The organism is Pseudomonas sp. H3_C08, from assembly GCF_054669455.1.
This window is the reverse complement of the sequence record NZ_CP162803.1, coordinates 456,978-468,456: the sequence shown is the minus strand read 5'-3', so window position 1 is coordinate 468,456 and position 11,479 is coordinate 456,978. Positions and strand designations below refer to the sequence as shown.

At 56.4% G+C, this 11,479-nt stretch carries 12 protein-coding genes; 7 read left to right on the top strand and 5 right to left on the bottom strand.

Annotated elements, in window-relative coordinates; all coding sequences use genetic code 11:
• The first annotated feature begins 38 nt into the window (after positions 1-38).
• The 3 genes from AB4N74_RS02240 to AB4N74_RS02230 all read left to right on the top strand — a co-directional run bounded on the left by AB4N74_RS02240 (position 39) and on the right by AB4N74_RS02230 (position 1,726).
• Positions 39-170: a hypothetical protein gene (locus AB4N74_RS02240; protein WP_256573958.1), complete on the top strand. Its 132-nt coding sequence runs from the start codon at positions 39-41 to the stop codon at positions 168-170.
• A 71-nt stretch (positions 171-241) separates the two neighbouring features.
• The gene (locus AB4N74_RS02235) at positions 242-424 is read left to right on the top strand and encodes a hypothetical protein (RefSeq protein WP_093440150.1); all 183 of its coding nucleotides are present in this window, start codon (positions 242-244) and stop codon (positions 422-424) included.
• Between the two features lie 114 nt (positions 425-538).
• Positions 539-1,726, top strand: coding sequence for an MFS transporter (locus tag AB4N74_RS02230; RefSeq protein ID WP_257358486.1), 1,188 nt, complete (start codon positions 539-541; stop codon positions 1,724-1,726).
• Here AB4N74_RS02230 and arfB read toward each other — a convergent pair.
• The gene (arfB, locus tag AB4N74_RS02225) at positions 1,723-2,136 is read right to left on the bottom strand and encodes an alternative ribosome rescue aminoacyl-tRNA hydrolase ArfB (RefSeq protein ID WP_007920134.1); all 414 of its coding nucleotides are present in this window, start codon (positions 2,134-2,136) and stop codon (positions 1,723-1,725) included. The two genes, AB4N74_RS02230 and arfB, sit on opposite strands and share 4 nt — an antisense overlap.
• A 156-nt stretch (positions 2,137-2,292) precedes the next feature.
• On the opposite strand from arfB, the gene queC reads away from it, so the two are divergent.
• The gene (queC, locus tag AB4N74_RS02220) at positions 2,293-2,991 is read left to right on the top strand and encodes a 7-cyano-7-deazaguanine synthase QueC (protein ID WP_414926743.1); all 699 of its coding nucleotides are present in this window, start codon (positions 2,293-2,295) and stop codon (positions 2,989-2,991) included.
• A 54-nt stretch (positions 2,992-3,045) separates the two neighbouring features.
• Here queC and AB4N74_RS02215 read toward each other — a convergent pair whose 3' ends face one another.
• On the bottom strand, positions 3,046-3,921 hold the full coding sequence (locus tag AB4N74_RS02215) for a queuosine precursor transporter (RefSeq protein ID WP_093439557.1): 876 nt from the start codon (positions 3,919-3,921) through the stop codon (positions 3,046-3,048).
• On the bottom strand, positions 3,905-4,510 hold the full coding sequence (locus AB4N74_RS02210) for a helix-turn-helix transcriptional regulator (protein ID WP_116254671.1): 606 nt from the start codon (positions 4,508-4,510) through the stop codon (positions 3,905-3,907). The genes AB4N74_RS02215 and AB4N74_RS02210 overlap by 17 nt, the downstream gene beginning before the upstream one ends.
• A 531-nt stretch (positions 4,511-5,041) precedes the next feature.
• Between AB4N74_RS02210 and AB4N74_RS02205 the strand changes: the two genes are divergently transcribed.
• The gene (locus AB4N74_RS02205; protein WP_116254429.1) at positions 5,042-6,391 is read left to right on the top strand and encodes a serine hydroxymethyltransferase; all 1,350 of its coding nucleotides are present in this window, start codon (positions 5,042-5,044) and stop codon (positions 6,389-6,391) included.
• A 68-nt stretch (positions 6,392-6,459) separates the two neighbouring features.
• On the opposite strand, the gene AB4N74_RS02200 is transcribed toward AB4N74_RS02205, so the two are convergent.
• Complete coding sequence (locus tag AB4N74_RS02200) at positions 6,460-7,878, bottom strand: amino acid permease (RefSeq protein WP_186624426.1); 1,419 nt, start codon at positions 7,876-7,878, stop codon at positions 6,460-6,462.
• An 893-nt stretch (positions 7,879-8,771) separates the two neighbouring features.
• Here AB4N74_RS02200 and AB4N74_RS02195 point away from each other — a divergent pair.
• Both AB4N74_RS02195 and AB4N74_RS02190 read left to right on the top strand, forming a co-directional pair.
• Complete coding sequence (locus AB4N74_RS02195; protein ID WP_003222780.1) at positions 8,772-8,909, top strand: hypothetical protein; 138 nt, start codon at positions 8,772-8,774, stop codon at positions 8,907-8,909.
• A gap of 71 nt (positions 8,910-8,980) precedes the next feature.
• On the top strand, positions 8,981-9,946 hold the full coding sequence (locus AB4N74_RS02190; protein ID WP_257357576.1) for a M29 family metallopeptidase: 966 nt from the start codon (positions 8,981-8,983) through the stop codon (positions 9,944-9,946).
• Between the two features lie 218 nt (positions 9,947-10,164).
• On the opposite strand, the gene rluB is transcribed toward AB4N74_RS02190, so the two are convergent.
• Positions 10,165-11,388 carry a 23S rRNA pseudouridine(2605) synthase RluB gene (rluB, locus tag AB4N74_RS02185; protein WP_116254430.1) on the bottom strand — a complete coding sequence of 408 codons (1,224 nt, stop codon included), beginning with the start codon at positions 11,386-11,388 and terminating at the stop codon, positions 10,165-10,167.
• Positions 11,389-11,479: the final 91 nt, after the last annotated feature.

The window sequence follows — 11,479 nt, the reverse complement described above, 5'->3', positions numbered from 1 at the left end:
TACCAGATCTATCAACAGACTTAGCGAGGAGCGCAACCATGCACGAGATTCCTAATCTCCCCTTCCCAAGCCTGCACGTACCTGAGCAGACGACCACGCAGCAAGCCGGAGCCCAACAGCCCGAGCAGAAAGAAGCCGTTGAGAGCCGCCCGGCCGACAACGAAGAGTAAGACCCCGTCGTACAGACCGTGTGGAAAGCGCTAACATGCGCTTTCCACACTGCCTGAACCCCGAGCCTGCCATGACCGACGAATTCTCCGAAAGCCAAGCTGCCGTCCTGATCGGCACCACCGAGAAAATGATCGAGATCTGGAACCGCCTCTCTCCCGAGAAACAGGCCGCCCTGCTCGCCCGCTTCGGCAGCGAAGAAAATGCCCTCGCGGCGCTGGTCACCACACAACTGGTTGCCCCGGCCAAACCCTGAAGCGGCCTCCCGGCAAATAGTTTTACTTTTCCCGCCCCAGAAGCCTCTACGCCGGTATCATAAGCAGCCTATCTAATCTGCCGTTCCCGTGGATCGTTACCCATGTCGCCCTCTATGCCCGAGCCCCAGCGCCCCTTGGCGGTCACGCTGCAAGTCGTTTCCATCGTCCTCTTCACCTTTATCGGTTATCTGAACATCGGCATTCCGCTCGCGGTGCTGCCGGGTTATGTGCACAGCGATCTGGGCTTTGGCGCGGTGATTGCCGGTCTGGTGATCAGCGTGCAGTACCTCGCGACCCTGCTCAGCCGTCCGTATGCCGGCAAGATCATCGACAACCAGGGCAGCAAACGCGCTGTGATGATTGGCCTGGCCGGGTGCGGCTTGAGCGGTGTGTTCATGTTGATTTCGGCGTGGACACCGAACCTGCCGATGCTCAGTTTGATCAGTCTGTTGATCGGTCGCCTGGTGCTGGGCAGCGCTGAAAGCCTTGTCGGTTCTGGTTCGATCGGCTGGGGCATTGGCCGGGTTGGCGCGGCAAACACCGCCAAAGTGATTTCCTGGAACGGCATCGCCAGTTATGGCGCACTGGCAGTTGGCGCACCGTTCGGCGTGTGGCTGGTCGGCCAGTTGGGATTGTGGAGCATGGGCGTCAGCATCATCTTGCTGGCGATTCTTGGTCTGGCGTTGGCCTGGCCGAAAACCGCCGCACCGATTGTGGCGGGTGAACGCCTGCCGTTCATGCATGTGCTCGGTAAAGTGTTTCCCCACGGTTGCGGCCTGGCGCTGGGCTCGATCGGCTTCGGCACCATTGCCACCTTCATCACCCTGTATTACGCCACACAGCATTGGGACAACGCGGTGCTGTGCCTGAGCCTGTTCGGTGCCAGCTTCATCGGTGCGCGCCTGCTGTTCGGCAATCTGATCAACCGCCTCGGCGGCTTTCGCGTGGCGATTGCCTGCCTGTCGGTGGAGACACTGGGCCTGCTGCTGTTGTGGCTGGCACCGGACGCGCATTGGGCGCTGGCCGGTGCGGCGCTGAGCGGGTTTGGTTTCTCGCTGGTGTTCCCGGCGCTGGGTGTGGAGGCAGTGAATCTGGTGCCGGCTTCAAGCCGTGGCGCAGCGGTCGGTGCTTATTCACTGTTCATTGATTTGTCGCTGGGGATCACCGGGCCATTGGCCGGGGCGATTGCGGCAGGCTTCGGCTTTGCTTCGATCTTCCTGTTCGCCGCTCTCGCTGCATTGAGCGGATTGGCCTTGAGCGTCTATCTGTACAAGCACACGGCCAAGTACCGCGAAGACTAGAAGTCCACTTTGCCGCGCCCGGCCTTGATGCTGCCGCGCTTGGTTTTCGATTCGAGCCGGCGCTTCTTCGAGCCGAGGGTCGGCTTGGTGGGGCGGCGTTTCTTTTCGACTTTGGTGGCGCTGAGGATCAGCTCGACCAGACGCTCAAGCGCATCGGCGCGGTTGGCTTCCTGCGTGCGGTATTGCTGGGCCTTGATGATCAACACGCCATCGCTGGTGATGCGACTGTCGCGCAACGCCAGTAGTCGCTCCTTGTAAAACTCGGGCAAGGACGAGGCCGGAATGTCGAAGCGCAGGTGCATCGCACTGGAAACCTTGTTGACGTTCTGCCCACCGGCGCCTTGCGCGCGGATGGCGGTCAGTTCGATCTCGGCATCGGGAAGATGCACGTTGTTGGAAATCACCAGCATGGAAAAGCGTCCGTAATCAGAGTGCACAGGATACCGCGATTAGCTGCAAAGCGACCTGCGGCCTGCGGGCGCAACTTCCAGCGCACTTATATCGAGCATCATTTCGAGTTACCATTGCGACCTTTAAATTTACCCGTTTATGCAGGAAGCAAACTTATGAGCAACAAGGCAGTTATCGTTTTCAGTGGTGGCCAGGACTCTACGACCTGTCTGATCCATGCGCTGACCCACTATGATGAAGTTCACTGCATTACCTTTGATTATGGTCAGCGTCACCACGCGGAAATTGAAGTTGCCCAGCAACTTTGCAAACAGCTTGGCGTGACCGTTCACAAGGTAATGGATGTCTCTCTGCTGAATGAACTGGCGATCAGCAGCCTGACCCGCGACAACATTCCCGTGCCGACCGTCAACAGCTCCGGAGAAAGTCTGCCGAGCACTTTCGTACCGGGAAGAAACATTCTGTTTTTGACCCTCGCGTCTATCTATGCGTATCAGGTTCAAGCCAGAACAGTCATTACCGGTGTTTGCGAAACCGACTTCTCGGGTTACCCGGATTGCCGCGATGAGTTCGTCAAGGCGTTGAACAACGCGCTTGAACTGGGCATGGATTACAAGTTACGTCTGGAAACGCCACTGATGTGGCTGAACAAAGCCGAAACCTGGGCACTGGCTGATTACCACAATCAACTGGACCTGATTCGTCATCAGACGCTGACCTGCTACAACGGTATAGCTGGAAGCGGATGCGGCGACTGTGACGCGTGCAATCTTCGCGCGAAAGGCCTCAACGAGTTCCAGGAGAACAAAGAGCAGGTAACCAACAGTTTGAAATTGAAACTCAAACTAAAATAAGACACAAAAAAACGCTCGCCTGGGACAGTCCAAGCGAGCGCTTCTGCTATTCGATCAAACCTGGCTTCCCGTCAGATACTTCTTGAACAGCGACCGCGCCCCATAAGCGGGCATGATATTAAAGAAAGCAAAACCCACTTTGATCGCGATCTGCACATAGATCATGCTCAAGATCGCACTGTTCTCCATCGTTCCATAGAATGCGATGTAACAGAACAGAAAGCTGTCGATGATTACTGCAAACAATGTACTCAAGAATACTCGCAAGAACAGGAATCTGGAGTTGGTCAGTTCCTTGATCTTGCACAACAGATACGAGTTTATGTTTTCGGACACCAGAAACGATATCGAAGACGCTACCAGAACAGAAGACAATTGACTGATCACGTCATTGTAAGGTCCATCGAGCTTCCACCCCGGCAACCCCGGCAAATGGGTGGTAATCGCCAGTAGAATGATAATCGCCGCATTGCTGATGAACGCAAAGAGGATTGCCCGGCGCGCCAGCCGCAGACCAAAGGTCTCGTTCAACAAGTCAACGATCAGAAAGGTCAGCGGGTAAAGAAAGGTTCCCGGGGTTACGACAATGTCAAAGTAATCCAGGTAGATCGGCTTGGTCGCCGCAATGCTGGTGAAAATATAAAGCGTGAACAGCATCAGGTTCAGGATGATGTAGATCATCCACGAACTTTCATGACGATCATTGATTTCGTATGCCGTCAGCGCCCCACCCTGGGAGTAGAACTTCTTGTAGAGGTTTTTCACTTCGATTTTATTCAGATTATCCATAATCTCACTATTCAACACTTCACTCAGTTTTATTTTAATTATCTTGCCTGTCGCAATGACCATGATAACGGCCAGGCTTTTTCCATTTTCGAACCCCAGCAATTTGTACTTGCTGTTTTCCATTTCAACACTGCAATCCATTAAATCGTTCCTCGATTACATCTCCGATCACGCATACACGATCCGTATCAAAGCTGCCTTCATGGCTTATAGATAACTTCGCTGTGATTTTGTCATACACCAGTTTTTCCCTGTCGCTGGTCGATGCTCCTTTCTGTACGATCAACAGCTCACCGGGTTCATGCAGACCGCTGATTTCATTTTCCAGCAGCACACCAATCAGATTAAAAGAAGCGCCAAAATAGTAAGTCAATGGATAAATCGTCGCCAACTCACCAATTCTCTTATCCAGGCTTTGCAGCAGCAGACTTTCTTTAATCACCGGAACCGCCGCCGGATTCATATTCCCCTGTGGCGAAATACTGCTTTCGATTATTTCCTTCTCTTCAAAATCAATCGTTTCTATTTCCTCGTAAGACACGCCGAAAAAATCAGAAATCTTACGTACAGTGGACTGCTGTACATTGACCACTTTGCCTTCAAGGATGTTGTAGATGGTGGTACGCGTCAAACCACTGGAGTGACACAAGGACAACTGCGTCTCCCCGCGACTCTTTATCAGGTATTTGATGTTGTTCTTCAGATTCTCCGATCTTTCTCTTCTGTGCATCACATGCTTATCATCCATTTTTAACTGCAATCAATGTCACGTCCCGAATGATCATTCCGGACATACACAAGTGAGGTAGGAAATTGCAGTTATATCCCTGTCAGTGCCGCGCAGGATCATAGCATTCTCCCTCCCTGGGTTCGGTATAAAAAGTCAGCTTTCACAGGCTGCTTCCGCCAACGTGCGGGGTCATTTCAGCCTCGGTAATGACTCGTCAGTTCCTTTCGACTTCCACCCAAGGCCTGAAAATCGGCTCCGGGCAATGCCTGTTTTACACCCGACGCGACTACAAAAAGAATCATTTTCTTTGAAGAATGTTCATTTTTTTGATTAATTCTGTGGCGTTCCTCACTGAAAAATTTATGATGCGTCAATCCGGCGTCCCATTCTCGAGAGTGAAAGGACGAAAAAACGGGGGCCTGTACAGGGTTTAGTTTTGCGCGCACAGCGGTCAAAACACGGATTCGCCTGTACAGATCCGGCAAGCAAGGACATGCGCAAATCTCGCAAAACCAGGGAAGGAATCAAGCAATGGCAGTCATTACTGAACCGCTCCAGAACCAGGCTGACATGTTGCGTCGTGGCCTGACGGATCTTCGCGCAGAAGATGCCGAACTGGCGGCCATTCTCGACGCGGAAATCACGCGTCAACAGCACACGCTTTCACTGGTCTCCTCCTCCTGCGCAGTTCAGCCGCGAACCTTGGCGGCCTGCGCTTCCGTGCTGGTCAACGTGACGGCAGAGGGCATGTCCGGCAAGCGCCACAGTGCAGGGTGCGAGAACGTCGAACTGGTCGAGTCGCTGGCCATCCGCCGAGCGCGGCAACTGTTCGGCGCGCAATACGCCAACGTGCAACCACACTCAGCGTCGAACGCCATATACCAAGTCCTTACGGCCTTGATGGAGCCTGGCGATACCCTGTTGGGTATGGCGGTGGAGCACGGTGGTCATCTCACCCATGGCAGCCTCGCGGCGTTTTCGGGCGCCTACTACAAGGCGATCCAGTACGGCACGACATCCGACGGTCTTATTGATTACGACAAAGTGCGCCTGCTGGCGCTCGCCCATCGCCCACGCGTCATCCTCTGCGGCGCCACCGCCTATTCACGCGTAGTCGACTTCACGCGGTTTCGCGAAATTGCCGATGAAGCCGGGGCCATCCTGCTCGCCGACATTTCGCATATCGCCGGGCTTGTGGCCACCGGTCGGCATCCAGGTCCGATCGACGCCGCACATGTCACCGTCACCTGCACGCACAAGCAACTCGCCGGGCCTCGGGGTGGCGTGATCCTCAGCGGTGCTGATGCGAACACCAAGATTCCCGGCTTGAGAACCACCTTCAGTCGCCTGCTGGATGAAGCCGTTTACCCGCGAATGCAGGGTGCGCTCGCTGCCAACATGATCGCAGCGAAGGCTGCCGCGCTGGGTTACGCCATGTCGGCAGAATTCGACGTCTGCATGGCGCAGATCCGCAGTACGGCGGATGAAATGGCCCGCGCCTTCCAGGCACAGGATTACGAAGTGGTTGGCGGCTGCAGTGAAAACCATACGGTACTGGTTCGCTTGCGTGGCGACATCACGGGCGCTATCGCGGAGGCGGCACTGGGTCACTGCGGGATCATCGTCAATCGCCATCGCGTTCCCGGCGATCACCGCTCGACACTGGTGACGAGCGGACTGCGCATCGGCACGGGCGCTCTGGCGCAACGCCGGGTCGATGTCCACGGCAGCCGCCAGATCGTCGATTTGATAGTGCGGGTTCTGAATACGGTAGCGCCGCTCGGCGAACAGGATTACACACTGGAACCCCTGCTCCTCGCGCAGTTTCGCTCAGAGGTCGAAACCCTGTGCAGGGACTATCCTCTCGCCGATTATCAATAGCCGTCCAACATTTGCACCCATAAAAAAACCCGGCACTCAGGCCGGGTTTTGTTTTTCTGCATCAGCGCTTACTTGGCAGCACCTGCCGCATGCACGGCCTGCTGCGCGCCGCGCTTGTTCTTGATCACGTAGCAGACCCACATGAACACGACCCACACCGGAATCGCATACACCGAGATCTGAATGCCCGGGATCAACAGCATCACGCCGAGGATGAAGGCGACGAATGCCAGGCAGATGTAGTTACCGTACGGATACCACAACGCCTTGAACAGCGGCGTCTGTTTGGTCTTGTTCATGTGCTGGCGGAACTTGAAGTGCGAGAAGCTGATCATCGCCCAGTTGATCACCAGCGTCGCAACCACCAGCGACATCAGCAGTTCCAGCGCGTGTTGCGGGATCAGGTAGTTGAGCAGCACAGCCACCAGCGTCACTGCCGCCGAAGCCAGAATCGAACGCACCGGCACACCGCGCTTGTCGATTTTCGCCAACACTTTCGGCGCATCGCCCTGCTCGGCCATGCCCAGCAGCATACGGCTGTTGCAATAGGTGCCGCTGTTATACACCGACAACGCAGCGGTCAGGACCACGAAGTTGAGGATGTGCGCGGCGGTGTTGCTGCCGAGCATCGAGAACACTTGCACGAACGGGCTGCCGCTGTACGAATCGCCAGACGCGTTAAGGGTTTCCAACAGGCTGTCCCATGGCGTCAGCGACAGCAGGATCACCAGTGCACCGATGTAGAAAATCAGGATTCGGTAGATCACCTGATTGATCGCTTTCGGGATCACGGTTTTCGGCTTGTCCGCTTCAGCGGCGGTGAAACCGAGCATTTCCAGACCGCCGAAGGAGAACATGATGATCGCCATGGCCATCACCAGACCGCTCACACCGTTCGGGAAGAAACCACCGTGCGACCACAGGTTGCTGACCGAGGCTTGCGGGCCGCCGTTGCCGCTGACCAGCAGGTAGCTACCGAGCGCAATCATGCCGACGATCGCCACGACCTTGATGATCGCGAACCAGAACTCGGCTTCACCGAAGACTTTGACGTTGGCCAGGTTGATCGCGTTGATCAGCACGAAGAAAGCCGCTGCAGAAACCCAGGTCGGGATATCCGGCGCCCAATAGTGAATGTATTTGCCGACCGCGGTCAGCTCCGACATGCCCACCAGAATGTACAGGATCCAGCAGTTCCAACCGGACAGGAACCCGGCAAAGCCGCCCCAGTACTTGTGCGCGAAATGGCTGAAGGAACCGGCCACCGGCTCTTCGACAATCATCTCGCCCAACTGGCGCATGATCATGAAGGCGATGAAGCCGCAGATGGCGTAGCCGAGGATCATCGACGGGCCGGCGGATTTCAGTACCCCGGCCGAGCCGAGGAACAATCCGGTACCGATCGCGCCACCGAGGGCGATCAGTTGAATATGGCGATTTTTCAGGCCGCGTTTCAGCTCGCCTGATTGCGAGGGTTGTCCACTCATGAAAAAGGTCTCACGCAAGGTTTGATGGTGTTCAGTAGACGTTGCTGCAAGGTTGCGATTTCAGGCAGCCCCGATCAAACCCCAGCGCAGGCACCAGGAGTTCAGCTTATTTACAACGGTCATGCGTCACCTGTTTGTTTTTATCTGTGACGAAATCGAACCCGAAACGCTTGTGGCGCCACGGAGTGAACAAGGCGGATAGCCTTGAGATTTGCGCGATTACGCAGAGGGTCACAGTTAAAACGCGGCGCATTGTACACCGCTAACCCCCTGCTGCCAGACCCCGCTGGATCAGCGTGGCGGTTGCCGGGATTGCGTGTGTCCGCCTCGAGTCACTCGAGCGGCTGCAAAAATTGAGTCAGGCCTTTGCAGGCCATCGGCGTGGACGAGGAAAAAATCGTCCCACGGAGAGAGATGGAGATCAGTCACGGCGTTCATTGCGCCTCCTTCTTGTTATGCACCTGCACGACAGGCATGAGGCGCATCTCACCCTGCAAACGGCGCTGAAACAAGCGCGCCAGAGCCTTGTCCGGCCCGCGGCGGAGCAGGCTTCGGCAGCTTTTCCTTACAGCGATCATGACGGGTTGGTTTCACTCGGTTTTACCGGCTTTTTTGTAAACATTTCTTTACGACGCGTAACGCAAAGTTTCCATTTCAGAAATATCTGTCAGACGTCTGCAAATTGACGGTAGCTAGCTTGCTAATGAAACGTGCCGTTTAGTTTTTTGTTTTCAAATAAGAAAACTGCCGCCGAAAAACAGAATAAAAAGTCTATTTAAAAATTAAATGAATAATTTTTTGCATTACAAAAAACCCTGAACTAGGTTCTTCACGTCTTGCCGGCCACCTCGACCGGCCAGTCACAACCGTGAATGTCATCTAGGAGATCGACCATGCAAGCACTGGAAAAAGACTTGGATACCGAACTGCAACTGGACGAATGGTTTGAAGCACCGACCCACGAGGCGGCTGTAGAAATGATGCAAGCCGACGCGGTAGTTCCGTTCGGCACGGCGATGTGGCCTTTGTAAGACATCTCCGGGCAGGCACGATCCGGCCGGTCGTGCCTGCCGCTTTCTACACGGTCAGTCAGGGAGGATTCATGGATAAGCCCCGCGCGATCTCGCATTTCCTTTACTACCTCGAACACCACCCCGCCCTTGCCGGTCTCGACTCGGCGAAGGTATTGCTCGGCCACACGGCTGATTACGAAGCGCTGACCGGCGCGATCGCCGAACAGGCAGGCGATCATCCTCGTTTCCAGTTCAGCAGCCGACGTCTGGACCTGGAAAGCACCGCAACGCTGACCTCGGCTATCACCGACAGCGATCTGTATATTTTCTTCTACGACTCTTCCACCTTGCCCAACCCGCGCCCCGACGGCCCGGAGTTCGTCCGCGCGCTGCAAGCGGTGATGGCGGAGAACTGGAAGAAGTCGCTGCTGTTCAAGGATTACGGCGATTATTTCTATGACACCTTCAGCGTCACACCGCAGCGCATTGCTGGCCTGAACAGTCACCTGATCCAGCGTATGTCCCAGGCGACCACGCTGAGTTTCAAAGACGATGACGGCTCATGGTTTGAAACGCCGCTGAGCAGCATCAAGAAGTGGACCGATATCAACGGCATCGGCAACTTCGACCTGGCTCCCGGCGAAATCGCCACGCACAGCGAGGCCATCAATGGCCATGTGAAATTCAAGGGCACGTTCCTCAGCACCATCCCGTTTGCGCGCAAATACGGCGTACTGGAATCGCCGTTGGAGCTATGGATCGAGAATTCGACTATCAGCCGCATCGCCACGGAGGTGCCGGGGCTGGAGCATGATTTCAACAAGTACCTGGACGCCAATCCGTCGAACCGGCGGATTGAGGAGTTGGGGATTGGCACCAATGAAGGCGTGAAGGATTTGTATGCGCGTAATGCCGGGTTTGAGGAGCGGCATTGTGGGTTGCATCTGGGATTGGGCGGCGGGGCCAAGGGCAGTCATCACCTCGACCTGATCTTTTCGGGCGGTGTTTTGGCGCTGGATGATAAACCTGTGTTTGATGGACGCTTTGTGTTCTAGCCCCAAGATTTCTTTATTGAAGCTACCGGCCCTTTCGCGAGCAAGCTCGCTCCCACAGGGGATTTGTGTACGACACAGGTCCAATGTGGGAGCGAGCTTGCTCGCGAAGAGGCCCTGCCAGGCGCTACATACCTTTCATCAGACGAAAAAAAACGCCAACCCTGAGGTTGGCGTTTTTGCTTTAGCCTGAAGCTTGCCGCTAGAAGCTCGCAGCTGCCTTATTCCGGCTTCTTGCGACCAAACCCCGGACGCTGACCGGAACCGGCCGGTGCGCCACGACGCTTGCCCGACGGCTTGTCACCGTCAACCAGCTTGATCCCCGGACGCTTCGGCGCAGGTTTGGCCGGGCGCTTGTTGGTGGTGTCCGCTGGACGATCCGCCACAGGCGTGCCACGACCGCTCGGAGCACCACGCTCGCCACGTTCAGTGCGACCGTTGGCCGGACGCGGAGCGCGCTCGCCGTCACGGGCGGCAACTGGCTTGCGACCTGGGCGCTCGCCTTCGATCTGCGGTTCACGGCTTGGGCGCGGACCGGTCGGCGCACCAGCGGCTGGACGCAGCGTACGAACGCGCTCGGTCTTGGCCATCGGCCGCGACGATTTGCGCTGCATGCGCTCAAGCTTGTCTTTGCTCTTGGCGTTCAGTTGCGGCATCGCTACCGGCGTCAGGCCGACTTCAGCACTGAGGATGTCGACTTCGTACTGGCTCATTTCGCGCCAGCGACCCATCGGCAGGTCGGAGTTGAGGAACACCGGACCGAAACGCACGCGCTTCAGACGGCTGACCACCAGACCCTGCGATTCCCACAGACGACGAACCTCACGGTTACGGCCTTCCATCACCACGCAGTGATACCAGTGGTTGAAGCCTTCACCGCCTGGCGCCTGCTTGATGTCGGTGAACTTCGCCGGGCCGTCTTCCAGCACGACGCCGGCCTTCAGGCGCTCGATCATCTCGTCGTCGACTTCACCGCGTACGCGCACGGCGTACTCACGGTCCATCTCGTAGGACGGGTGCATCAGACGGTTGGCCAGCTCACCGTCGGTGGTGAACATCAGCAGACCGGTGGTGTTGATGTCGAGACGACCGATGTTGATCCAGCGACCTTCTTTCGGACGCGGCAGCTTGTCGAACACGGTCGGACGGCCTTCAGGGTCGTCACGGGTGCAGATCTCGCCATCGGGTTTGTTGTACATGATCACGCGGCGGACCGATTCGGCCGCTTCTTCGCGCTTGATCACCTTGCCATCAATGGTGATGGCGTCGTGCATGTCGACGCGCAGACCGAGGGTGGCGTCTTTGCCATTGACCTTGATCCGGCCCTGGCTGATCCAGGATTCCACGTCACGGCGCGAGCCGACGCCGATACGGGCGAGGACTTTCTGCAGCTTTTCGCCTGCTGGGCCGATTTCCTGGTCGTCTTTCTGAATGATGTCGCTCATCTGGGCACCTCCCGGTGTGGTCTGTTCAAGCGCTCTGAATTGGACGCCTGAAGCATTGAAATCTGGGTTCTCGGCCGAAGGGATCGGCGGA